At 51.1% G+C, this 23,592-nt stretch carries 19 protein-coding genes and 1 riboswitch; of the genes, 7 read left to right on the forward strand and 12 right to left on the reverse strand.

The features are described from left to right. The first annotated feature begins 5 nt into the window (after positions 1-5). Positions 6-761 (forward strand): nucleotidyltransferase domain-containing protein, encoded by a 756-nt coding sequence (locus ACMHKJ_RS12520; protein WP_413494337.1) that lies wholly within the window; start codon positions 6-8, stop codon positions 759-761. Between the two features lie 64 nt (positions 762-825). Here ACMHKJ_RS12520 and ftsP read toward each other — a convergent pair whose 3' ends face one another. The 7 genes from ftsP to nudF all read right to left on the reverse strand — a co-directional run bounded on the left by ftsP (position 826) and on the right by nudF (position 9,759). Continuing rightward, a complete protein-coding gene (gene ftsP, locus ACMHKJ_RS12525) occupies positions 826-2,253 on the reverse strand; it encodes a cell division protein FtsP (RefSeq protein ID WP_413494339.1) in 1,428 nt (475 codons plus the stop codon). Between the two features lie 227 nt (positions 2,254-2,480). Then, complete coding sequence (locus ACMHKJ_RS12530) at positions 2,481-3,227, reverse strand: 1-acylglycerol-3-phosphate O-acyltransferase (protein WP_413494341.1); 747 nt, start codon at positions 3,225-3,227, stop codon at positions 2,481-2,483. A gap of 79 nt (positions 3,228-3,306) precedes the next feature. Next, positions 3,307-5,568 (reverse strand): DNA topoisomerase IV subunit A, encoded by a 2,262-nt coding sequence (gene parC / locus ACMHKJ_RS12535; protein ID WP_413494342.1) that lies wholly within the window; start codon positions 5,566-5,568, stop codon positions 3,307-3,309. A 42-nt stretch (positions 5,569-5,610) separates the two neighbouring features. Next, positions 5,611-7,506: a DNA topoisomerase IV subunit B gene (gene parE, locus ACMHKJ_RS12540; RefSeq protein WP_413494344.1), complete on the reverse strand. Its 1,896-nt coding sequence runs from the start codon at positions 7,504-7,506 to the stop codon at positions 5,611-5,613. Positions 7,507-7,597: 91 nt separating this feature from the next. Then, on the reverse strand, positions 7,598-8,179 hold the full coding sequence (gene yqiA / locus ACMHKJ_RS12545; protein WP_413494346.1) for an esterase YqiA: 582 nt from the start codon (positions 8,177-8,179) through the stop codon (positions 7,598-7,600). Then, positions 8,179-9,012 carry a 3',5'-cyclic-AMP phosphodiesterase gene (cpdA, locus tag ACMHKJ_RS12550; RefSeq protein ID WP_413494348.1) on the reverse strand — a complete coding sequence of 278 codons (834 nt, stop codon included), beginning with the start codon at positions 9,010-9,012 and terminating at the stop codon, positions 8,179-8,181. The genes yqiA and cpdA overlap by 1 nt, the downstream gene beginning before the upstream one ends. Before the next feature lie 108 nt (positions 9,013-9,120). Next, positions 9,121-9,759 (reverse strand): ADP-ribose diphosphatase, encoded by a 639-nt coding sequence (gene nudF / locus ACMHKJ_RS12555; protein ID WP_413494349.1) that lies wholly within the window; start codon positions 9,757-9,759, stop codon positions 9,121-9,123. Positions 9,760-9,977: 218 nt separating this feature from the next. Here nudF and tolC point away from each other — a divergent pair, with 218 nt between their 5' ends. From tolC to ACMHKJ_RS12570, 3 genes are all read left to right on the forward strand, one after another. Further along, positions 9,978-11,339, forward strand: coding sequence for an outer membrane channel protein TolC (tolC, locus tag ACMHKJ_RS12560; RefSeq protein WP_413494350.1), 1,362 nt, complete (start codon positions 9,978-9,980; stop codon positions 11,337-11,339). 367 nt (positions 11,340-11,706) lie between these two features. Further along, a complete protein-coding gene (locus ACMHKJ_RS12565; protein WP_190973111.1) occupies positions 11,707-12,390 on the forward strand; it encodes a DUF1190 family protein in 684 nt (227 codons plus the stop codon). Positions 12,391-12,396: 6 nt separating this feature from the next. Next, the gene (locus ACMHKJ_RS12570; RefSeq protein ID WP_413494352.1) at positions 12,397-13,557 is read left to right on the forward strand and encodes a glutathionylspermidine synthase family protein; all 1,161 of its coding nucleotides are present in this window, start codon (positions 12,397-12,399) and stop codon (positions 13,555-13,557) included. Between the two features lie 71 nt (positions 13,558-13,628). Here ACMHKJ_RS12570 and ygiD read toward each other — a convergent pair whose 3' ends face one another. Continuing rightward, the gene (gene ygiD, locus ACMHKJ_RS12575) at positions 13,629-14,408 is read right to left on the reverse strand and encodes a 4,5-DOPA-extradiol-dioxygenase (RefSeq protein WP_413494354.1); all 780 of its coding nucleotides are present in this window, start codon (positions 14,406-14,408) and stop codon (positions 13,629-13,631) included. 331 nt (positions 14,409-14,739) lie between these two features. Continuing rightward, on the reverse strand, positions 14,740-15,393 hold the full coding sequence (gene ribB / locus ACMHKJ_RS12580) for a 3,4-dihydroxy-2-butanone-4-phosphate synthase (RefSeq protein WP_067426231.1): 654 nt from the start codon (positions 15,391-15,393) through the stop codon (positions 14,740-14,742). Positions 15,394-15,548: 155 nt separating this feature from the next. Then, a riboswitch (FMN riboswitch) is annotated at positions 15,549-15,697 on the reverse strand. 141 nt (positions 15,698-15,838) lie between these two features. Between ribB and ubiK the strand changes: the two genes are divergently transcribed. Next, positions 15,839-16,099, forward strand: a complete 261-nt coding sequence (gene ubiK / locus ACMHKJ_RS12585; RefSeq protein ID WP_413494357.1) for a ubiquinone biosynthesis accessory factor UbiK — start codon at positions 15,839-15,841, stop codon at positions 16,097-16,099. A 46-nt stretch (positions 16,100-16,145) separates the two neighbouring features. Here ubiK and hldE read toward each other — a convergent pair whose 3' ends face one another. The 3 genes from hldE to ACMHKJ_RS12600 form a co-directional block, all read right to left on the reverse strand. After that, the gene (gene hldE, locus ACMHKJ_RS12590) at positions 16,146-17,573 is read right to left on the reverse strand and encodes a bifunctional D-glycero-beta-D-manno-heptose-7-phosphate kinase/D-glycero-beta-D-manno-heptose 1-phosphate adenylyltransferase HldE (RefSeq protein ID WP_413494358.1); all 1,428 of its coding nucleotides are present in this window, start codon (positions 17,571-17,573) and stop codon (positions 16,146-16,148) included. Positions 17,574-17,677: 104 nt separating this feature from the next. After that, entirely contained in the window at positions 17,678-20,506 is a 2,829-nt protein-coding gene (gene glnE / locus ACMHKJ_RS12595; protein WP_413494503.1) for a bifunctional [glutamate--ammonia ligase]-adenylyl-L-tyrosine phosphorylase/[glutamate--ammonia-ligase] adenylyltransferase, read from the reverse strand. Positions 20,507-20,557: 51 nt separating this feature from the next. Beyond that, positions 20,558-21,523 carry a CYTH domain-containing protein gene (locus tag ACMHKJ_RS12600; RefSeq protein WP_413494360.1) on the reverse strand — a complete coding sequence of 322 codons (966 nt, stop codon included), beginning with the start codon at positions 21,521-21,523 and terminating at the stop codon, positions 20,558-20,560. 228 nt (positions 21,524-21,751) lie between these two features. Between ACMHKJ_RS12600 and ACMHKJ_RS12605 the strand changes: the two genes are divergently transcribed. Both ACMHKJ_RS12605 and ACMHKJ_RS12610 read left to right on the forward strand, forming a co-directional pair. Next, positions 21,752-22,369, forward strand: a complete 618-nt coding sequence (locus tag ACMHKJ_RS12605) for a TIGR04211 family SH3 domain-containing protein (RefSeq protein ID WP_413494505.1) — start codon at positions 21,752-21,754, stop codon at positions 22,367-22,369. 25 nt (positions 22,370-22,394) lie between these two features. Beyond that, a complete protein-coding gene (locus ACMHKJ_RS12610) occupies positions 22,395-23,570 on the forward strand; it encodes a multifunctional CCA addition/repair protein (RefSeq protein ID WP_413494362.1) in 1,176 nt (391 codons plus the stop codon). Positions 23,571-23,592: the final 22 nt, after the last annotated feature.

A 23,592-nucleotide genomic window follows, 5' to 3' on the forward strand; every position in this document is an offset into this window, starting at 1 on the left:
TAATAATGACAATAAATAAGAAACATACATTCCAGCCTGAATTTCAGGCTGTCATACAGGATGCGGTGCAGTCACTGAGCACCTCATTATCCGGGACATTGCACAGTATTTATGTATACGGCAGTGTGGCAGAAGGGCGCGCCGTCCCCGGGCGGTCAGACCTTGATCTGACCCTGGTACTGAACTCTTCACTGACCTCTGCTGAAAAATATACACTCACCTCTCTGGATACCGCATTAACCAGCCGTCATCACAGCGTGACAAAAATTGGTTTTGATACCGGACTGCTGACTGAAGCCACCTCACCGGCACACCAGGCGGTGTGGTCTTACTGGCTGGCAAATTTCTGTCTGCCGGTTTATGGCGAGGATCTGACTCTTAAACTGCCTCCGGTATCCCTGAACCGGGAAATTGTTCACGGCATAAACGGGGATTTTCCTGTGCTTGTGCGCACCAACCTTATGCAGTTAGAGAAAAGACCACCGCTTGGTGAGATCCGCCGGATAAAACGGGAAACTGCCAGACGGCTCCTGCGGGCAACCGCCCTTCTGTGGCGGGATTACTCATCCTGCACTTATCCGCTGCCGCTGATGCTGATGGCAGAAAAAGCCGCCGGTTTATATCCGGACAAATGCCATGCACTGAATTTTCTGCTCAGGCAGGCGGAGGAGCCGGATACCGCAATCACACACTTTAATGTGGTTGCCGGAACATTTTCCCGCTGGCTTCGGGAAGAAGAAAAACGGCTTTTAGGTCGCTGAATCCATAAAAAAACCGCTGAAAAAATCAGCGGTTTTTTATAAATTCGTCTGTAATTACGCGGCATTAATACTGGCTGACAGCTTCAATCTCCAGCTGTCCGATAACACCCCGGTCAGCCTGCTCCAGGAACTGGCTGTAATAGAAGAACGGGAAGTGTGAATAAGACGGCTGCATCATCTGCACCAGTAACTCAGTCCGTCCGTTAATCCAGACCGTATCTTTCCAGCCGTAATCCTGCGGTGCCGGTGACTGACCATCATGATTGATCACTTTGAAACGGACACCGCTGATATGGAACGGCTGCGGTGTATCAGTGGTGACAATCCAGCGCTCCCAGTTACCCTGCTGCGTGCGTATATCCACCCGGCTCATGTCCCACATTGCACCGTTAATTGCCGGCGGTGAAATGGTTAGTGCAATATCACGATTGCGGACACCCGTTGTAATTTCAGTCGGATCGTTAATCAGCGTTGCCGGTAAATCATCGGTTACCAGTGAAATCAGCCCGGTGGCTTTTATCGTCAGAACATTGGTATTCACCAACGTATTTGATGTCTCAAACAAGCTTTTAAAGCGATCTGTCAGTGTTGCGGATTCCCCCGCCGTGATAGTCAGTGTTTCTGTTTTCGACATGTCTATCAACACTTCACGCCGCTCTCCGGGGGCGAGGCTCAATACCTCAACCGCGACCGGTGACGGCAGCAGTCCCTGATCGGATGCAATCATATAGAACGGGCGACCATCACTGAGTTTCAGTTCAAACCGGCGGGTATTGGCAGCATTTACCAGGCGAAACCGGATCCAGCCCTTTGAGACTTCGAGATACGGATCTTCCGCACCGTTCACAATCAGACGGTCACCGATAAACATCTCATTACTGTCTGTGCGGTACTCCGGTGAACCGAATGAATCCAGGCGCTTATCCTGTATTATCAGCGGAAAATCATTCACGCCGTACTCTTTCGGCAGAGGCAAACTGCGGCTCTCTTCATCATCCACAATCCACATCCCCGCCAGTCCGTTATAGACATGCGGCGCCATACGATTAGGTGTGTTGGCGTGATACCAGCAGGTAGCAGCGGGCTGGCGAACCGGGACAACCGGCGACCACTCAGTATTCGGGGAGATAAGGCGGGCAGCACCACCGGACACCGTACCCGGCACCAGCAGACCACTGACATTCACGGCAACAGGCTCAGAAAGCCGGTTACTGTAAATCATTTTGATATCATCGCCGTTACGCACACGGATAGTGGGACCGAGATAACGACCATTGAATCCCCAGACCGTTGCCTGGTTTTTGCCGTTAAACGACCAGTGTGTACGCTGCATTGTCAGAAATAACGGCTGTCCGTTACGACTTTCCAATAATGGCGGAACAGGTAATGGTTGGCTGCCACCTTCATCAGCAGCACGGACAGACAGGGGCAGTGATCCCAAACACACCGCTAAGCCGGATGCTTGAATAAACCGACGCCGACTCAGTGTCATAACATCTCCGGGAAAAACGTTTCCATGGTTACTACGAATGTTGAAGTGCGCCCGTATGCCTGTGAGCAGACAGATTGATCCGTGTTATATCTTAATGAAGTGCATACGCTTAACAACGGAGTGTTAAGCGTATGATATAGCGAATGAAGAGCAATTCCTAAACTTATCTATGATAAGTTGTAAAATAATAAGACCGGTATTTCCCTCTATCCGGACAATTATGGATATCAGTGATGCTTTATACCCATTTCCTTATCCATTTCAGCCACTTCCTGATCCAGCTCTGCGACCCGGTTGATCATCATCTGACGACAATCTTCAGCTAATTCACGGACTTGTTCGCGGGTATACTTTGATGTATCAATCGGCGGCAGCATTTCCACTATTACCACACCGTTATTCCGTCGGTTCAGTTTAATGCGTCCTTCTGTTGTGGACACACACACAGGGATCACCGGAACGCCTGCAGCAATTGCCGCATGAAATGCACCGGTTTTAAACGGTAACATACCGCGTCCGCGGCTGCGGGTGCCTTCCGGAAACATCCAGACCGAGATATTGCGTTTTTTAATCTGATCAGCAACCTGGCTTATCGTGTTGTGTGCTTTGCTGCGGTTTGTGCGGTCAATCAGAATATTTCCGGAGAGCCAGTACAGTTGCCCGAAGAACGGGATCCAGATCAGGCTACGCTTGCCGACAGTCACAGTCCGCGGCTGTACCGCGTTTGACATGGTCGCCATATCATAGTTGTTCTGATGGTTAGCGACATAAACACAGGTACCGGCTGATTTGATACTGTCGGGGATACGGTACACAACCTTGATCCCGAAGACATAAGACAGTTTTCCGTACATGTGAGAAAAGGTCATCACATGTTTCGGATTACGCGGGCTGGTCAGACAGATAAGTATCCCCGCGATACTCCCGAGAATACAATAAATTACAGCAATAATAATACGTAAAATGGCTAACATGCGTCCCCCGCAAAATGGCCGTTCAGAAAAACTGGGGCATCATTGCCCCGTGAATGCGATAACTAACAAAATCCGGTTATCAGGCTTTTTTCTCCGGAATAACAATCTCAACCCGCTCAATCTTTTTCTGCATCCCGCGCGGTAGCGCGGTACCACGTCGTCCGCGTTCAGCACGGAATTTCTGTAACTCTTCCGGACGCATGACCAGCTTACGCTTACCGAAATGCAGCGTCACACTTGCGTCTGCCGGGATAACAAACAGATGCGCCAGCCCGTCTTCACCGGCAGCGGCGGCCGCAGAAGTAATGGAAATAATTTTATTTCCCTTACCTTTAGATAACTGCGGCAGGTCACCCACAGGGAATAACAGCATCCGTCCTTCCTGTGAGACGGACAGCAGGAGATCGTTCTCCTCGTCATTCACCTCTATCGGTGTCATGGCTTTCGAGTTATCCGGCAGGGTTATCAGTAATTTCCCGGCTTTATTTTTTGCCACCAAATCACTGAATGTACAGATAAACCCATAACCGGCATCCGATGCCATCAGGTATTTCTGAGTATCATTATTCATCAGAACCTGTTCAAACACGGCACCCGGTGGTGGTGTCAGTTTACCCGTCAGCGGTTCACCCTGACCTCTGGCAGAAGCCAGTTCCAGCGGATCAAGAGAATAACTGCGCCCGGTGGAGTCCAGGAAGACCACAGGCTGATTGCTCATGCCTCTTGCGGCACCCCGGAAATTATCTCCCGCTTTATAGCTCATCCCGGACGGATCGATGTCATGGCCTTTGGCACTGCGTACCCATCCCATCTGAGATAACACAACCGTGACCGGCTCAGACGGCAGAATTTCATGCTCGCTCATGGCTTTTGCTTCTTCGCGCTCATTCAGCGGAGAACGACGATCATCACCATACTGCTTCGCATCATCTTCGATCTCTTTTTTCAGCAGCGTATTCATACGCCGCTCAGAACCGAGGATCGCCTGTAATTTGTCACGCTCTTTGGCTAATTCATCCTGCTCGCCACGAATTTTCATCTCTTCGAGTTTGGCTAAGTGACGTAATTTCAGCTCAAGAATCGCTTCAGCCTGAGTATCACTTAGTGCAAAACGTTCCATCAGTACCGGCTTTGGCTCATCTTCGGAACGGATAATCTCAATCACTTCATCAAGATTGAGGTACGCCAGTAATAAACCATCCAGGATATGCAGGCGGCGCAGCACTTTTTCCAGGCGGTGATTAAGACGACGGCGTACTGTTTCGCGCCGGTAAGTCAGCCACTCAGTCAGAACCTCAACCAGACCTTTCACCGCAGGGCGGTTATCCAGTCCAATCATGTTCATGTTGACGCGGTAGCTTCTTTCCAGATCTGTGGTTGCAAACAGGTGAGTCATCACCTGATCCAGATCGATCCGGTTACTGCGAGGCATGATAACCAGGCGGGTCGGATTCTGATGATCTGATTCATCACGCAGATCGTCGACCATCGGTAATTTTTTCGCCCGGATCTGAGACGCTATCTGCTCAAGAATTTTTGCACCGGAAACCTGATGCGGTAATGCGGTGATCACCGCATTACCGTCTTCGATAGTCCAGACCGCACGCATGCGCACTGATCCGCGCCCGGTTTTATACATCTTACGGATATCATCCGGACTGGTGATAATTTCAGCGTCGGTCGGGTAGTCCGGTCCCGGGATGTAGCTCATCGCTTCATCAAGGGTCAGGGACGATTTATCAATCAGTGCCAGCAGCGCATTCGCCACTTCACGGACGTTATGCGGCGGAATATCCGTCGCCATCCCGACCGCAATCCCGGTCGTGCCGTTCAGCAGAATGTTCGGCAGGCGCGCCGGTAACATTTTCGGCTCCTGCATGGTGCCGTCAAAGTTCGGCACCCAGTTTACCGTGCCGTGTCCCAGCTCACTCAGCAGCACTTCTGCATATTTTGACAGACGGGATTCGGTATAACGCATCGCGGCGAAGGATTTAGGATCGTCAGGCGCACCCCAGTTTCCCTGTCCGTCAACCAGTGGATAACGGTAAGAGAACGGCTGCGCCATCAGCACCATCGCTTCATAGCAGGCGCTGTCTCCGTGCGGATGGTATTTACCCAGTACGTCACCGACAGTACGGGCCGATTTTTTATATTTGGCGGAATTGCCCAGTCCCAGCTCAGACATCGCATAAATAATGCGCCGCTGAACCGGTTTTAAGCCGTCGCCGATAAAAGGGAGCGCCCTGTCCATGATGACGTACATGGAATAATTAAGGTAAGCGTTCTCCGTAAAACTATGAAGCGGCTGGCGCTCCACACCGTCCTGAGTTATTTCACTCATTCACTCTGTTCCTCTGACCTTTGTGCTGTCACGGGGGTAACATTACACATCTAATTCCACCCGATCGCCTTTTTCCTGCAACCAGTTACGGCGATCTTCCGCACGTTTTTTGCCCAGCAGCATATCCATTACCGACAATGTTTCCTGAAAATTCTCCTCACTGATAGTGAGCTGAACCAGGCGCCGTGTATTCGGATCTAAGGTCGTTTCACGCAACTGCCCCGGGTTCATTTCACCCAGGCCTTTAAAACGCTGCACATTCGGTTTGCCGCGCTTGCGGCTTAATTTATCTAAAATGGCATTTTTTTCGTTCTCATCGAGAGCATAATGCACTTCTTTACCGAGATCGATACGGTAAAGCGGCGGCATTGCCATATAGATGTGACCGGCTTTGACTAATGCAGGGAAATGACGGACAAACAGCGCACACAGCAAAGTGGCAATATGCAGACCATCAGAGTCCGCATCCGCCAGAATACAGATTTTACCGTAACGCAGTGTGCTTAAATCTTCACTGTCCGGATCGATACCGATCGCCACTGAAATATCATGTACTTCCTGCGAGGCCAGCACTTCATCGGAAGAGACTTCCCAGGTATTGAGGATCTTACCGCGCAGCGGCATGATCGCCTGAAACTCGCGGTCGCGGGCTTGTTTTGCCGAGCCGCCTGCCGAATCCCCTTCCACAAAGAAAATTTCGGTCTGATTCATATCCTGAGAAGAACAGTCCGCCAGCTTACCCGGCAGCGCCGGTCCGGAAGTCAGTTTTTTGCGCACCACTTTTTTCGAGGCCCGCAGCCGCCGCTGCGCGCTGGCAATCGCCATTTCCGCGAGCTGTTCTGCCACCTGAACGTTTTGGTTAAGCCACAGACTGAACGCATCCTTCACCACACCGCTGACAAATGCAGCGCACTGGCGGGAAGAGAGCCGTTCTTTGGTCTGACCGGCAAACTGCGGGTCCTGCATTTTTACTGACAGCACATAGGCGCAGCGCTCCCAGATATCATCCGCAGACAATTTCACGCCACGCGGCATAATATTGCGGAATTCGCAGAACTCACGTATCCCGTCCAGCAGCCCCTGGCGCAAACCATTGGCATGCGTTCCGCCCAGCGGGGTCGGGATAAGGTTCACGTAACTTTCAGTCAGCAGCTCGCCGCCTTCCGGCAGCCACAGCAGCGCCCAGTCCGCCGCTTCATTATCACCATGATGCTTTCCGGTAAATGCCACGTCCGGTAATGTGACCAGTCCGTTGACATTTTCCATCAGATAGTCAGTCAGCCCGTCCTGATAGCACCAGCGCTGCTGCGTATCATTCACATTATCTTTGAAAAGGATCTCAACGCCCGGGCACAACACGGCTTTGGCTTTCAGGAGATGTGTCAGACGGGAAACAGAGAAACGCGGGCTGTCAAAAAACTGTTCATCCGGCCAGAAATGGACACTGGTTCCGGTGTTGCGTTTGCCGCACTGTCCTACCACAGCCAGCTCGCTGACTTTATCGCCATTTTCAAAGACAATCTGATATACCTGTCCGTCACGGCGGACTGTCACTTCGGTGCGTTTTGACAACGCATTGACCACGGAAATACCAACACCGTGTAATCCACCGGAGAACTGATAGTTCTTATTGGAGAACTTTCCTCCGGCATGCAGACGGGTCATGATGAGTTCCACCGCGGAGACTTTCTCTTCCGGGTGTAAATCCACAGGCATTCCGCGCCCGTTGTCGATAACTTCAACCGACTGGTCTTTGTGTAAGATAACCTCGACGGACTTAGCGTGACCGGCTAAAGCCTCATCGATACTGTTGTCGATAACTTCCTGAGCCAGATGATTCGGCCGCGTCGTATCCGTATACATTCCCGGACGGCGGCGGACAGGCTCCAAACCACTGAGGACTTCGATATCCTCTGCGTTATAAGATGATTGCGTCATATTGGCTTATCGGCTATTAGCTAAAAAATAAACAAAATACGTGAGTGATACTGGCGATAATACCAGTCACAGGGAAATTAAAACATGGTTTTCAGTTATTGCCGAGTCCGAGGAAATTAATTATCTGAGGAAAATACTGAGGAAAACCTGTAAAGGCGTGACTTCCGCCGGATTCAATCGTTTGTTTACACGCCACCAGATGCGTGACTGCCTGACGGTAATCGAGTATTTCGTCTCCGGTCTGCTGTAATAACCAGATTAAATCCGGTGATTCAGGTGAATCAATATACACCGCCCGTAAATCCTGCATGTGGCGGGGTTCAAGCGTGTAGCATTCATGTGTATAGGGGTTAACATTCTCCCCTAAATAATTCTGAAGTAATTCAAAAGGATAAACCGCCGGATTAACCACTACTGCGGGGACATCAAATGTCTGCGATAACCAGATAGCAAAATAACCGCCCAGAGAAGAACCGACAATTCCGGTATTTTCACCAGCCAGAGAGCTCATCAGGTTTTCCAGATAAAGGGCAGCCTCATCCGGATAGCAGGGCAGTTGCGGGATAACCATCCGGATTTCCGGATGATGTTCTGCCAGCCAGGATTTCAGCATCATTCCTTTTTCTGACAATGGAGAGCTGTTAAAACCGTGCAGATAAAGGAGCGTTGCCATCAGTAACCTTCCGAGCCCAGATCAGGGCTGAATTTGTCAGTATCCAGGCGGTGCACTGTTGTTTTCAGTGCCGGAAACTCACCCGTGGTCAGTTCCAGATAACGCCAGCCCGGTGCCACAGTATCAAGCGTAAATGTGGTGCAGTGCGGTTTAAATTGTACACAGGTTGACGGTGTTGCCAGCACGCGGATACCGTTCCACACCATATCCAGATCCTGATGAATGTGTCCGCACAAAATCGCATCAATATTCTGATATTTCGCCAGAACATCAGCCAGCTCATGTGAATTGCGCAGGCTGTGCTGATCAAGCCAGGTACAGCCGGATGCCAGCGGATGATGATGCAGCATCACAACCGTATGACGATCACTATGTTGTGCCAGGCATTCATCCAGCCACACAAGCTGATACTCACTAAGCTCGCCATGTGGTACGCCCTGCACCTGACTGTCCAGCAGCAGCACCTGCCACTGTTCACCTAATAAAATATGTTTGGCGGGGTTAATACCGGCGTCCGCCAGTTCCCTTGCCATTGACGGCTGATAATCATGATTTCCCGGCAGCCAGACGCAGGGCGCCGGTAAACAGGCAACACCCTGCGTAAACCGCTGATAGGCCCGGATGCTCTGATCCTGAACCAGATCACCGGTCGCTACAATCAGGTCGGTCGGCAGTTGCTGCTTTACGATAGCATCGAGCACGGCGTGATAACTGTACAGGGTATTGATCCCTAACAATGTCTCAGTTTCACCGGCAAAAAGGTGCGTATCTGTAATCTGTAAAATTCTGACCGCAGCGCCGTCAGCTACGGTCAAATGCAACGGGATTTCCAATCGATGTCCTTGTTATTTTAACAACTAACGCATAATAATAACGTGTTTTAGCTGAAGAGATCTGCAATCCCGCACACAATTCCCCGGTCTGAGAAAAAAAAATCCGGGTTATTTATCCCGCCACGTTGCACGTATACGTTCATAGTGCAATGTAAGCCACTGAATTGCAATGACAGTTGCTGCGTTATCGATCACACCTTTTTCAATCCACTGATATGCCTGTTCACGGCTGACAACATGCACGCGGATATCTTCATTTTCCTGCGCCAGACCATGCACGCCTCCGGCGGTGGTACTGTCAGCTTCGCCGATATACACATACATCCGCTCAGAGGTGCCGCCGGGGCTGGATAAATAGCTCAGGGCAAACGTACACCGCCCGATGTGCACCGAGGCCTCTTCCATTGCTTCACGCCGGACAACCTCTTCGGCTGATTCCCCCGGTTTATCAATCATGCCCGCGACCGCCTCCAGCAACCACGGTGTGCTGCTGCTCTCTATCGCCGGAAGCCGGATTTGCTCAATCAGAATGACTTCATCACGCACCGGGTCATACGGCAGGATCACCCCGGCATTGCCTCTTTCAAATACTTCACGGCAAATTTCCGGGCTCCAGCCGCCGTCAAACAACCGATGACGGAAGCGGTACTCATTAATCTTAAAAAAACCGGAAAATACTGTTTTTTTACTGAGGATCTCCACATCCTTGTTACCAAAAGAAAAAGGTAATTTTGGTTCATGTGCCATATTATTTTCTCCGCTGCGTAATCAATTATTTATGATAAAGGAGTTTTTCATCATTTGAGATAAAGAAATTTTCCGGGCAATGAGGTAAAATTAATCTAATTTAACCCGGATGGCACAAACGGCTACCTTTAATAGTAAGCTGACTCTGCTAGAATTAAAGCCATTTGAAGCTTCCCGGGAAGCAACTAACAGATTAGCGCTGTGCAAAAGGAATCCTAATGAAGAAACTGCTTTCTCTTCTCATTGCTGTGAGTGTGGCAGGTTTCAGTACTGTTACTCAGGCTGAAGACCTCCTCCAGGTTTATCAAAAAGCGAAAGAGACGAACCCGACCCTGCGTCAGACTGAAGCTGAACGTAACCAGGCCTTTGAAAAAATTAACGAGGCACGCAGCCCGTTACTGCCGCAGTTAGGTTTAGGCGGTGGTTATGAATACGGCAGCGGTTACCGTGATCTCCGGAATCAAAACAGTAATACACTGAATGCGCAGCTGAAATTAACTCAGACCATTTTCGATATGAGCAAATGGCGTCAGCTGGATTTGCAGGAAAAAACAGCCGGGATCAGTGATATTACGTTCCAGAGCGCACAACAGCAGCTGATTGTTGATACCTCTGTTGCCTATTTTAATGTCCTGCGCGCACTGGATACGCTCTCTTATGTGCAGTCACAGAAAGAAGCCGTATACCGCCAGTTAGATCAGACCACACAGCGCTTTAATGTGGGTCTGGTGGCAATTACAGATGTTCAGAACGCCCGTGCCAACTACGACAGTGTTCTGGCACAGGAAGTGTCCGGCCGTAATGATGTTGAAAATACGATTGAACAACTGCGTCAGGTGAGCGGAATTTATTACAGTGACTTAGCGTCTCTGGATGTTAACCGGTTTAAAACCAGTTCACCGGATGCTATCGAGGTGCTGCTCAAAGAAGCTCAGGAACGTAACCTGAATCTGCTGAGTGCTTCTCTGGGTCGTGATCTGGCGAAAGAACAAATCAGCTTTGCGCAGTCAGGACACTATCCGACCGTTGAACTGAGCGCCGGTACCGGTGTGACCAATCAGGATCTCAGCGGCAGCGGTTATGATGGTTACCCAAATAAATACCAGGGTCAGAGCACCATCGGTGTAAACGTCAGTATTCCGCTGTATACCGGGGGTATGGTGTCATCTCAGGTAGATCAGGCTCAGTACGGTTATACCGCCGCCAGTGAAAAACTGGAAGCGATGCTGCGTCAGGTTGTTCAGGTTACCCGTTCGTCATACAACAATATCAATGCGTCTATCAGCAGTGTTAATGCCTACAAACAGGTTGTTACCTCTGCGGAAAGCTCCCTGAACGCGACCGAAGCCGGTTATCAGGTGGGTACCCGTACCATTGTTGATGTACTGAACGCGACCACAACGCTGTATGAAGCGAAGAAAAGTCTGTCAAATGCCCGTTATGATTATCTGATAAGTCAGCTCTATATCGGTCAGGCACGCGGTACACTGAATGAAGATGATGTCCTGCGCCTTAACCAGGTTCTGGGTAAATCCATTCCGACGGCACCCTCCTCCGTGACAGGTAAAACAGCCAACTAAGCGTTTTTATCTGAATCATAATGAAACCCGCTCACCGGCGGGTTTTTTTATACCCTTATTCATTCAAACTGCAGGTTCGTTGGCTGCATCCTGAATGACGTTGGGTATATGCTTTGTTCCTGTTAACGATAACTTATCAGTCAAACAGGTAAAATATCAGGTTTTATCCGGAGAACCGGGGGATTATGACCCTGAGTGATATTTATCCGGCATAAAAAATACCCTCACCGGCGCATCTTTCTTTTCTGTTAATCTTATTTAATCTGCATCAATCGCAAAAAACAGATTACTGCTTTAATTTCACACAGTTTTCCCCTATCCTAGTCAGTAATTACCTCTCATGAAACCGTTTCCGGATATAACGACAATGACAATAAAACGCACAAAAAATATTAACCGCGACGCTTTCCGTAAAACCTGGCGTCAATACCGCTTAGCCCCTGTTGCTGCCGCAGTTGGCGCTGTGCTGATGCTGGCTGCCTGTGATGAAGCCGATGAAACCGTCGCGCTCTATACCACAGCAGAACAGTGCACAACAGCAAACCCCGGACAGGCGGGTGAATGTACCACCGCATACAATAATGCCGTTCAGGAAGCAGTAAAAACAGCTCCGAAATATGCAACCCGCGAAGATTGCGTGGCTGAGTTCGGTGAATCCCAGTGTACTCAGGCTCAGGTTCCCACTGAGCTGGCAAATAATAACCAGACTCAGCAACAAGAGCCTGCTCAGGCTTCCGGCGGTTTCTGGATGCCGCTGATGGCCGGTTATATGATGGGCCGCATGATGGGCGGCGGTGCTGCATCCCAGCCACTGTTCACCTCACGTAATGCGGCAAGCCCGGCAAACGGTAAGTTTGTCGACGCAGGCGGTAAAAACTACGGCTCCGCAACCGGCGGACGCTCTGTATCCGTACCGAAAACCGCGATGGCGCCAAAACCGGCTACCACCACAACTACGACCCGTGGCGGGTTCGGTGACAGTGTTGCCAAACAAAATTCAATGCAGCGCTCATCCGGCAGCAGCTCTTCTTCACGCTCAATGGGCGGCTGATTTGCCATGAAACGAATCCCGATTAGCGAGCGCCCGGACTGGCGTGAGAAAGCCGATGAATTCGGCTTTCACTTTCATACTATGTACGGTGAGCCGTACTGGTCAGAAGATGCCTGCTATCAGTTCTCCCCGGCACAAATCGATGAAATCGAGGAAGTGACAAACGAACTGCATCAGATGTGTCTTCAGGTGGTGGATAAAGTCACACAAAGTGATGAACTGATGGCCCGTTTTCAGATCCCGAAACACTGTTGGGATCTGGTGCGCGAATCATGGGCAACCCGCCAGCCTTCTCTTTATTCACGTCTTGATCTGGCTTACGATGGTATCAATCCGCCTAAGCTGTTAGAAAACAATGCCGATACGCCGACATCCCTGTATGAGTCCGCGTTTTTCCAGTGGATCTGGCTGGAAGATCAGATTGCTGCCGGTAATCTGCCGGAAAATGCCGATCAGTTTAACGGCATCCAGGAAAAACTGATTGAGCGCTTTGGTGTCTTAGCCGAAGAGTTCGGCTTCCGTTATCTGCACATGGCCTGCTGTCAGGATTCTGTGGAAGATCGCGGGACAATTCAGTATTTACAGGATTGCGCGCAGGAAGCGGGGATCACCACCGATTTTCTGTTTATCGAAGATATCGGGCTGGGCGATCGCGGTGAGTTTACTGATCTTCAGGATCAGATAATCAGCAACATGTTTAAACTCTATCCGTGGGAGTTTATGATGCGCGAGATTTTCTCAACCAAGCTGACAGACGCCGGTGTACGCTGGCTGGAGCCGGCATGGAAGAGCATTATCTCCAATAAAGCGCTGCTGCCGCTGCTGTGGGAAATGTTCCCGGATCATCCGAATCTGCTGCCGGCCTATTTTGCTGATAAGCCGTATCCGGAGATGGACAGCTATGTGATCAAGCCGCTGTTCTCCCGTGAAGGGGCAAATATCCGGATTATTGAGAACGGAAAAGAGATCGCAGCCGCTGACGGCCCGTATGGCGAAGAGGGAATGATTGTTCAGCAGTTCCATCCTCTGCCGAAGTTCGGTGACAGCTACACACTTATCGGCAGCTGGCTGGTGAATGATGAATCCGCCGGTATCTGTATTCGTGAAGACAGAGAGCTGATAACGCAGGATCTTTCCCGTTTCTATCCACATATTATTATTGACTGACAAACTGCGGTGCATTATTGCAAAAATCCCCGGCGCATCAGATCCGCCGGGGATTTTTTTATTAAAAGTCGTTAACCAACCTGAACTGACAACATGCTCAGTGATGCGGATTCAATCCCATCAACCGGTACAGTCACCGGCTCGGCACCTTCCCGCATTCCCAGAATATACAACAGCGGCAGGAAGTGCTCCGGTGACGGATTCGCACGTTTGCCGTCTTCACGATCGAGCGCATTAATCAGCGGATGCGGTAAAATGTCGCTGTCCAGATTATCCCGCACAAAGGTATTAAAGCTTTCCGCCCACGGATACGGTGCCGCCTGTGAATCCTGCCAGTCCATTTCCCTCAGATTATGCACCACATTTCCGCTGCCAAGCACCAGCACACCTTCATCACGCAATGCCGCCAGTTTTCGTCCGGTATCATAATACCATTGTGCCGGTTTGCTGCCGTCGATACTCAGTTGAACCACCGGGATATCCGCATCCGGGAACATTTTAATTAAAATCCCCCAACTGCCGTGATCAAGTCCCCATTCGCCATTATCTTCGCCGATATTATCTTCATTCAGCAGATTTTTAACACGTTCCACCAGCGACGCTGATCCCGGAGCCGGGTATTGTGTTTCCTGTAACGCCTGCGGGAACCCGCGAAAATCATGAATAGTGCGCGGGTGTGAAGCGGAAGTCAGCCATGAACCCTGAGTATACCAGTGCGCGGACACCACAAGAATAGCGGACGGGCGCGGTAGTTGCTCCCCCAGTTGCCGCCAGGTTTCAGTATAACGGTTGGTTTCCAGAACATTCATCGGGCTGCCGTGACCCACAAACAGAGCCGGTAATCGTTTCATTGTTAACCTCGCATAAAATTTGTTCACTGAGATAAGTGTATGCCATTTAACAAACAATCACGCGGGGTAATCATGATGAAGTCATTCAAAAAATATGATAAAAAAAATGCCGTTGACAAACCGGCAGGGTTTGGCGACGACAATCAGAGGTTGTAAAAATAAACCAGGAAAATCAATATATTGATTTTCGGCTGATAACACAACGTGTGAAAAACCACGTTTTTTCGCGCGTTGTCGATGTATTAATGCCGCTGTGTCAGCAGCGGCATTTATTAAATTTCAGTATGTTCAGTTACTGACCCTGTATGACTGACCTTTTACAGCTGAATGGTCAGACGGCTTTCGCCATTAACTGTCCGCGGTACTGCACCAGGTCATCAATTGTTACCACCGGCATATCATGTGCTTTCGCAAAGGTGATCACTTGTGGCGCGCGCGCCATTGAGCCATCATCATTGGTCAGTTCACACAGCACTCCGTACGGCTTCAGCCCTGCGAGTGTCGCCAAATCAACCGAGGCCTCAGTATGACCGCGACGGGTTAATACACCGCCGTTCTGTGAACGCAGCGGGAACACATGGCCCGGGCGATGCAGATCAGCAGGTGTTGCGCCATCGGCAACAGCAGCACGGATAGTGGTGATACGATCAGCGGCAGAAACGCCGGTGGTAACACCGCGTGCCGCTTCAATTGTTACTGTAAAACCGGTTTTAAACTGGCTGGAGTTGTTTTCCACCATCATCGGCAGGTCAAGCTGCTGACGGCGTTCGTCAGTCAGGCACAGACACACAATGCCACTGCCGTGACGGATGGTCAGTGCCATCTGCTCAACAGTCATGGTTTCGGCGGCAAACACCATATCGCCTTCATTTTCGCGGTTTTCATCATCGAGTACCATAACACCCCGTCCCTGACGGATAGCTTCAATGGCTCGTTCTGCACGTTCAATCGGATTACCGTAATCTGAAAGTAGCGTCTGATTCATGGTAAATAAACCTCATCGTAATTAAAAATGATTACCAGAACCAGGGCAGTCTTAGGAGTTGCATGCATACCATAAAATTAACCATAGCAGGCGATAACCTGTACAGATCAGTATACGGATATGCTATCGGACGGGCAGATAATGCCCGGCTGATGCTGATTTCTCTCCCATCCGGACTTTAACCGTCGGCCCCGGAATTACACCGGATCTGCTGACCTTCACGTGAGGTGAAGCGCTCGCGGGCTTCATTCGCAATGGAATGTTTACCGCCGGTGGGGACTTTCACCCCGCCCTGAGATAGCAGGATTACTATACCTCCAACAGGTAAGCCCGACCAGCGGTTATTTTTGCGGGAAGCTCAAAATGAGAACTCAGACTGGTTCAAAATCCCGTACCGGGTTACTATTTGCAGCGTTAAGACCCTCCGGCTCATAAAGGAAAAATTATGATTGACCCGAAAAAAATTGAACAAATTGCCACACAGTTGCAAAGCGCACTGCCGAAAGGTGTGCGGGAAATCGGGGCAGATATCGATAAAAAAATGCGGGCTATTTTGCAGTCTCAGCTCGGTAAGCTGGATTTGGTCAACCGCGAAGAATTTGATGTGCAAACTCAGGTGTTATTGCGCACCCGCGAGAAACTATCTCAGATGGAAAAACGTCTGGCAGAATTAGAAACCCGCCTGTCGGCGAAAGACGGCGAGTAATAATAACAGGAGATACATCACATGTATCTCCTGTCTGATCAGTCGTTTACTTTGATTTATTGATCGCGTTAATGATATTGGTGGTGGAAATGCCATCTTCAAAATTGAGCACTTTCACTTCTCCGCCCGCAGCCCATACTTCGTCACTGCCGGCAATCTCTTCGGGACGGTAATCCCCGCCTTTCACCAGAATATCCGGCAGTACAGCGGCAATCAGACGCTGCGGCGTATCTTCTTCAAACGGCACCACCCAATCCACAGCACCTAACGCGCCGAGCACAATCATACGCTGATCCAGCGGATTGACCGGGCGGCTTTCACCTTTAAGGCGTTTGGTGGAGGCATCACTGTTCACTGCCACAATCAGGCGATCGCCCAGTTTGCGCGCGTTAGCCAGATAGGAAACGTGCCCGGCGTGCAGGATGTCAAAACAGCCGTTGGTCATCACCACTTTTTCACCGCGCTGGCGTGCCGCAGCAACCGCCTGGTGCAGCTCATTTTCGGTCATTACGCCAAACCCGTTTTCACTGCGTCCGCGTACGGCATTTTCCAGTTCAACCGGAGATACCGTCGAGGTGCCGATTTTACCCACCACCACACCGGCGGCGGCATTTGCCAGCACACAGGATTCATCCAGGGTTTTTCCGGCAGCCAGGGAGGTCGCAAGTACGCCGATCACCGTATCACCGGCGCCGGTCACATCAAACACTTCCTGCGCCAATGTTGGCAGATGTAATGCGGGCATTCCCGGACGCAGCAGGCTCATTCCCTGCTCTGAGCGGGTGATAAGCAGTGCCTGTAAATCAAAATCACGAATAACTTTCAGACCTTTCGCTTCAATATCTGCATTATCCGTGCATTTCCCGGCGACCGCTTCAAACTCAGACATGTTCGGTGTCAGCAGGGTTGCACCACGATAACGGGCAAAATCCGTTCCTTTCGGGTCGATAAGTACCGGAACATCTGATTTACGCGCCAGCGCGATCATCTCTTCGACATGGGCAAGCGCGCCTTTTGCGTAGTCAGACAGCACCAAAGCGCCAATGTGCGGCAGTGCCTGTTCAATACGCTCCAGCATCGGCTGCGGATCAACATCCGCAAATCCCTCTTCAAAATCCAGACGGAGCAGTTGCTGATTACGCGATAACACCCGCAGCTTAGTGATGGTCGGGTGTGTCGGCAACCCGACAAAATCACAGCGAACATTCACTTCATTGAGGCGCTCAGTCAGGGCACGGGCAGCATCATCGATTCCCGTTAATCCGACCAGGCGGGAATTTGCTCCCAGTGACGCGATATTCATAGCGACGTTGGCCGCACCTCCCGGGCGCTCTTCAATCTCTGTGACTTTGACCACAGGCACCGGTGCTTCCGGGGATATCCGGCTGGTCGGTCCGTGCCAGTAGCGGTCTAACATCACATCACCGACGACTAAAACAACCGCCTTCTGAAAATCCGGGAGTGTTACTTTCATCCCCTGTTCCACCTTATAAATAACAAAATTATTGCTGATATTATCACAAACCCGCCGCTGAACAGAAAACCCTGTATCACAATTTCTGTGCCTTTGTGCGGGTCTTATTCCCCGAGCCAGTGCTGCCAGCAGTCGTGGACAAATTGGCGCTGTACGGCAAACTCTGTCAGCGGTACCACGCCGGATTTTTCCTGTAACGCCAGATGATGCAGAGTATCGCGCATTGTGGTGTAGGCGGTGGTCAGTTGCTGCGCGTCGGCTTCCGGCATCACATCATAGTTTGCCATCAGTTCAAAAATCCGCACGTTATCTGACCAGCGCGTCAGTGCCGGGGTTTGCGGCGCAAAGCGCAACACCAGATACTGCGCGATAAACTCAATGTCGGTTATCCCGCCCGGGTCCAGTTTAATATTAAATACCGTACTGTCGCCCCCGCCCAGATGCTGATACATTTTTTCACGCATCTCACGGACATCCTGCTTCAGCTGCGCATTATCGCGCGGGCGGCACAATATTTCGCGGCGGATAGCATCAAACCCGGCGGCAATCGCCTCATCACCATAAACCTGGCGGGCGCGGATCAATGCCTGATGCTCCCATGTCCAGGCACTGTTTTTCTGATAATCCGCAAATGCCTGCGGGGTACTGACCAGCATCCCTGCCTCACCGGACGGACGCAGGCGGGCATCCACTTCATACAATACGCCCGAGGATGTCCGGGTGCTGAATAAATGCATAATGCGCTGCGCCAGCCGCAGGTAGAACTGGCGGGCATCGATTTCACGCGGTCCTGTGGTCTGCGTGCCTTCAGGGCAATCCAGCAGAAAGACCAAATCGAGATCGGAACTGTAACCCAGCTCCCAGCCGCCCAGTTTGCCATAGCCAATCACGGCAAATCCTTTGTCACCATTGCGGGTCAGATGTGCCGGTTCGCCGTAGCGTTTGACCATCTGTATCCATGCTTGATGAACCACAGCATCAATCATCGCTTCCGCCAGATACGTCAGATGGTCGCTGACCTTCATGACCGGCAGGACACCCGTGATATCTTCCGCTGCAATGCGCAATAACTGTGCCTGCTTAAACTGGCGCAGTGCTTCAAGCTGTTGTTCTTCATCGTCTTCGGGTACCCGCATCAGGTACTGACGCAGCTCATCGCGGTACGCTGTCAGCGGCAGCGGCTGATAAAGTGATGCAGGGTCCAGCAGTTCATCCAGCAGCAGCGGGTGACGCGCCAGTTGTACCGCAATCATCGGGGATGCCGCGCACAGGCGCACGACGTGGGTCAGCACCACATCGGATTCCAGCAGCAGTTCCAGATAGGTCGTACGGCTGACGATGCCGAGCAGCAGCGGGGTCAGCCGTTGTAAAATCACCTGAGCATCCGGCTGTTGTGCCAGTTTTGCCAGCAATTTGGGTAACAGCTGATCAAGCACATCACGCCCTCGTGGTCCGATGGTCCGCTTACCCAGATCCCGGCGGAAGAGCTGTAAATCAGCCAGAAACTGAGCCGATTGCACTTCACCGAGAGAAAACAGCGCAGTGATATCAATCAGTTCCGGTTCGCTTTCCCACAGGGCAATAAAGGGCTGTAATCCGGTTTCATCCTCGCTTGCCTCATCATCTTCGCCAATCAAATCAGTAAAAATATGATGCACCCCGGTCATTTTTTCATTCAGAACCGTTTCCAGCGCAGCCCACGCCGGTGCATCCATTGCGTGCGCCAGCCGTGCCCTGTCCAGCTCTGTCTCCGGCAGCGTCTGTGTCTGGCTGTCATCAATCGCCTGCAGAAGATTTTCCAGGCGCCGCAGATACGCATAAGCATCCAGCAGCAATGCAACCTGTTCATCACTGAGCAGCCCCAGGCGTGCAATTTCAGCCAGTGCTGCCGCCAGTGATTGTGTCTGTAACCCCGGCTCCCGTCCGCCACGGATCAACTGGAAGACCTGAGTGATAAACTCAATTTCCCTGATCCCGCCCGCGCCCAGCTTGATATTATTTTTCAGCCCGCGCCGCCGGACTTCTCTGCCAATCATGCTTTTCATGTTGCGCAGTGACTGAATGACACTGAAATCAATATAGCGGCGGTAAACAAACGGACGCAGCATTTTACGCAGCACATCACTGTATCCGCGATCATCACGCCCGAGAATACGCGCTTTTACCATCGCGTAGCGCTCCCAGTCGCGCCCCTGCTCCTGATAATAATCTTCCAGAGCAGAGAAACTGAACACCAGTGGCCCGCTGTCACCAAACGGGCGCAGACGCATATCCACGCGGTAAACAAAACCATCAGCAGTCAGTTGATCCAGCATTTTGATAATTTTTTGCCCCAGCCGGGTAAAAAATTGTGCATTTTCAAGCTCACGGCGACCACCTTGTGTCACACCGTTTTCTGGATAAGCAAAGATGAGATCGATATCTGAGGAAAAATTCAGCTCACCACCACCCAGCTTACCCATACCGAGGATCAGCAGCGGCATGGCTTCGCCGTCAGCAGAACACGGAGTTCCCCACTCCGCACAGCAGCGCAGATACAGCCAGTCACGGGCGGCGATAATCAGAACCTCTGCCAGCTCACTCAGTTGACGCAATGTTGTGTGAACCGGGCTCTGACGCAGGATCTGCATCCATGCAATACGCACCAGCATCTGATGACGGAACAGACGCAGCACCCGCATAACATCCTCTTCCTGAGTGACATCTGCCATCGCATCCGCCAGCCGGTGCGCATAATTCTGCCATTCATCCGGCTGCGGCGGCTGGTTTCTCAGTGCCTGCAACCAGTCCGGGTGGCAGATACACAGCTGTGCCACAAAGTCACTGCCCGCAAAAACACATTCTTCCTGTGCAGAATACGGGGCCAGATTTGCATCAAGCCGGGCGGAAATCCGCTCAGCCTGTTGCCGGAGTACCGGAGTCAGCGGCAGCATCAATGTTCCTTTTGTCATCAGATTCACATTACAGGGCAAAATACCCGTAAATTATATGGCGGGTTCCGCCATCCATAGTGCGAAAATCCATTGCGTGAAAGCCAGTTTACACTGCAACCAGGCCGGACTGAAACAGACATCAGACGCGTTTGCCGCAGTTCCGGAGAGCGCAGCGGCAATGTCTGCCAGCGGGCAGTCACGGACAAAATCCGGGACTGCGCCCGGATAAATATCTGCCATACGCATCAGTTGTACAACTGTTTGCTGCAACGCAGGCAGCGCGTTGTCTGTATCCAGCAACCACGCCTCTTCCAGGCTCTGCCATTGTTTAATCAGCACGGTGACCGCATCCGCAACAGGTGTCAGCGGATCAGGTGGCGTTAATAACTCCGGCAGCACCGGTTTTGGTGAGCCCTGCACCAGCCAGTAGCCACGCGCGGCTTTACTGCGTCCGGCAAGACGTAAGCCCGCCAGAGGTGCCAGTACTTTTGCCGCCAGCAACAAATCCCCGACTGTTCCTTCTTTCAGCTCCAGCTCAAATTCACAGATAGGCGATTGTGCATCACCTGCCACCACACTGCCCTGATCCAGTACTGCTTCCACCAGACTGTTATTAACAGTAAGCAGCCACTTTTCACGGGCAAAATCTGTGGAAAAACGCGTACTGAGTGCGGATTGCAATGCTGCCACATTCGTTTTCGGCGGCCAGACATCCGCCGGCAATGCTGATAAATCAAGCTCCGGCAGGGAGAGCGGAATATTATATTCCGGACGCTGATGTAACCCGCCGAGATCATTGCCCGCCGTTTTCAGTGTCATTTCGTATTCCGTATCACAACCGCGGATCCGCAAGCCCATATCCCACCCACGCAGCGTGTCGTCAGTGGTTTCAAAATAGCGGTTGGTCAGACGGACAGCCCGGAAATGCTGATGAGGAAACACCGTCAGTGCGGCTATCGCCGCGGCAATAGCCTCCGGCTTTACTGCAAATTTAAGTTCTGTTTCGTAAGTGTTCATAAGCTGCCCCGTAATCTCACTCAGATGATTATCTTCACTTTATTCATTCATTTATGTTGAAAGTGCCTTTATCGTGCCGAAAACCGCCGGATTTTTTGCTGTTTATAGACGTTATGCCGTTGTTTATACCGTCGTTAAGAATGTTCTCATGGCTGTTTAACGTTTGCACCCGCACACTTAACTCATTAGTATGCTATTTCATAACCAACGAATGATAAGTCTATGACGATGAAAAAACTCGCCTTATTACCTTTATTATTTGCGGGCCTTGGCAGCCTGACCGCATATGCTGAAGAAACCCGCTATGTGTCTGATGATCTGTCCACTTATGTTCACAGTGGCCCCAGTGCCCGTTATCGTATCGCAGGTTCACTGAATTCGGGTGAAAAAGTCACCGTAATTAATGTGAATAATGAAACCGGTTTTGTCCAGGTCCGCGACAGTAAAAATCGCGATGTCTGGCTGCCGAAAGAAATGCTGAGTGCCACGCCAAGCCTGAAAGAGCGGGTCCCGGCAATGGAAGATGAAATAAAAACACTGCGCGGAAAACTCGCCAATATCGACGGAACCTGGAATGACAAGACCTCCGATATACAAAACCGCGTGGCCGCCAGTGATGACATCATCGATAACCTGAAAAAAGAGAATGACAGCCTGCGTAACCAGGTCGTGGTCGCGAAGAAAAAACTCGATGCTATCAGTGTCCAGTTAGATGATAAGCAACGCGATATTATCCTGCAATGGTTTATGTACGGTGGGGGTGTTGCCGGTGTGGGGCTGCTGCTGGGTCTGTTACTGCCGCATATGGTTCCCCGCCGGAAGAAAAAAGATCGCTGGATGAACTGATGCCTTATCAGTTCAGGAGATTATAGTGGAAATTTACCTGGTCGGCGGAGCTGTCCGCGACACCCTGTTGGGACAACCTGTTACAGATAAAGACTGGGTTGTGGTCGGCGCGACACCGGAAACAATGCTGGCACAGGGCTATCAGCAGGTCGGGCGGGATTTCCCGGTATTTCTTCATCCTGTAACGCGGGAAGAGTACGCACTGGCGCGCACGGAACGGAAAACGGGTGCCGGTTATACCGGATTTGCCTGTTACAGCGCGCCGGATGTTACGCTGGAAGACGATTTACAGCGGCGTGACCTGACCATCAATGCTATTGCACAAGCGGCTGACGGCACACTGTATGATCCGTACCGGGGTGCAGACGATCTGCGAAACCGGGTTTTGCGTCATGTCTCTGATGCTTTCACAGAAGATCCGTTACGTGTTCTGCGCGTGGCGCGCTTTGCTGCCCGTTTTACCGCGCTGGGTTTTACCATTGCGCCGGAAACCCTGGCACTAATGACGACCATCACTGAGCAGGGCGAACTGACTCACCTTACGGCTGAACGGGTCTGGAAAGAGACAGAAAAAGCGCTGAACAGCACACACCCTGAGATCTATTTTTCTGTTTTGCGCCGCTGTAAAGCTCTTGCGGTTCTGTTTCCGGAACTGGATGCTCTCTACCGCGAAACTGACGGACAAACAGATTACGGCACACTGACTGAACAGACGTTACATCAGATAACCGCGCTGACTGACAGCACAGAGATCCGCTTTGCCGTCTTATGTCTGTATCTGAGTCATCAGGGGATGACAGGAGGCGTTGCTGCAATTAAGGCGCTATCAGAACGTTTACGGGTGCCAAACCCGGCACGGGATCTGGCACTGCTCTCAAGCCGTTTTTATCACTGCGTCCACCGCATCAGCCATCTTAGTGCAGATGACATTATCACGCTGTTTGACAACCTGGATGCCTGGCGAAAACCAGAACGAATTAAGCAACTCGCACTGGCAGGTGAAGCCGACTACCGCAGCCGCTTTTCGCCAGAGAGTGGTGATTATCTGCCCGGACAACTGTTATCTGATGCATTTACTGTCGCGCAGCAGGTTGCAGTCAAACCAGTTATTGATGCGGGTTTTAAAGGGGCTGAAATTAAAACAGAACTGACCCGCCGACGTATTGATGCTATCAATCAGTGGCAACAAAAAAACCGCTGAAATCAGCGGCTTTTCAGTCATT

The sequence above is a fragment of the Morganella psychrotolerans genome, from assembly GCF_965118875.1.
GTDB classification, from domain to species: Bacteria; Pseudomonadota; Gammaproteobacteria; order Enterobacterales; family Enterobacteriaceae; genus Morganella; species Morganella psychrotolerans_C.

Coding starts and splice junctions, on each gene's coding strand:
- glnE (WP_413494503.1), bottom strand. CDS start 20,506: ATGCTGCCGCTGACTCCGGTACTCCGGCAACAGGCTGAGCGGATTTCC.
- parC (WP_413494342.1), bottom strand. CDS start 5,568: ATGAGTGAAATAACTCAGGACGGTGTGGAGCGCCAGCCGCTTCATAGT.
- parE (WP_413494344.1), bottom strand. CDS start 7,506: ATGACGCAATCATCTTATAACGCAGAGGATATCGAAGTCCTCAGTGGT.
- tolC (WP_413494350.1), top strand. CDS start 9,978: ATGAAGAAACTGCTTTCTCTTCTCATTGCTGTGAGTGTGGCAGGTTTC.
- nudF (WP_413494349.1), bottom strand. CDS start 9,759: ATGGCACATGAACCAAAATTACCTTTTTCTTTTGGTAACAAGGATGTG.
- yqiA (WP_413494346.1), bottom strand. CDS start 8,179: ATGGCAACGCTCCTTTATCTGCACGGTTTTAACAGCTCTCCATTGTCA.
- ACMHKJ_RS12600 (WP_413494360.1), bottom strand. CDS start 21,523: ATGAACACTTACGAAACAGAACTTAAATTTGCAGTAAAGCCGGAGGCT.
- ygiD (WP_413494354.1), bottom strand. CDS start 14,408: ATGAAACGATTACCGGCTCTGTTTGTGGGTCACGGCAGCCCGATGAAT.
- ubiK (WP_413494357.1), top strand. CDS start 15,839: ATGATTGACCCGAAAAAAATTGAACAAATTGCCACACAGTTGCAAAGC.
- ACMHKJ_RS12605 (WP_413494505.1), top strand. CDS start 21,752: ATGAAAAAACTCGCCTTATTACCTTTATTATTTGCGGGCCTTGGCAGC.
- ACMHKJ_RS12570 (WP_413494352.1), top strand. CDS start 12,397: ATGAAACGAATCCCGATTAGCGAGCGCCCGGACTGGCGTGAGAAAGCC.
- ACMHKJ_RS12520 (WP_413494337.1), top strand. CDS start 6: ATGACAATAAATAAGAAACATACATTCCAGCCTGAATTTCAGGCTGTC.
- ACMHKJ_RS12565 (WP_190973111.1), top strand. CDS start 11,707: ATGACAATAAAACGCACAAAAAATATTAACCGCGACGCTTTCCGTAAA.
- ftsP (WP_413494339.1), bottom strand. CDS start 2,253: ATGACACTGAGTCGGCGTCGGTTTATTCAAGCATCCGGCTTAGCGGTG.
- ACMHKJ_RS12530 (WP_413494341.1), bottom strand. CDS start 3,227: ATGTTAGCCATTTTACGTATTATTATTGCTGTAATTTATTGTATTCTC.
- ribB (WP_067426231.1), bottom strand. CDS start 15,393: ATGAATCAGACGCTACTTTCAGATTACGGTAATCCGATTGAACGTGCA.
- hldE (WP_413494358.1), bottom strand. CDS start 17,573: ATGAAAGTAACACTCCCGGATTTTCAGAAGGCGGTTGTTTTAGTCGTC.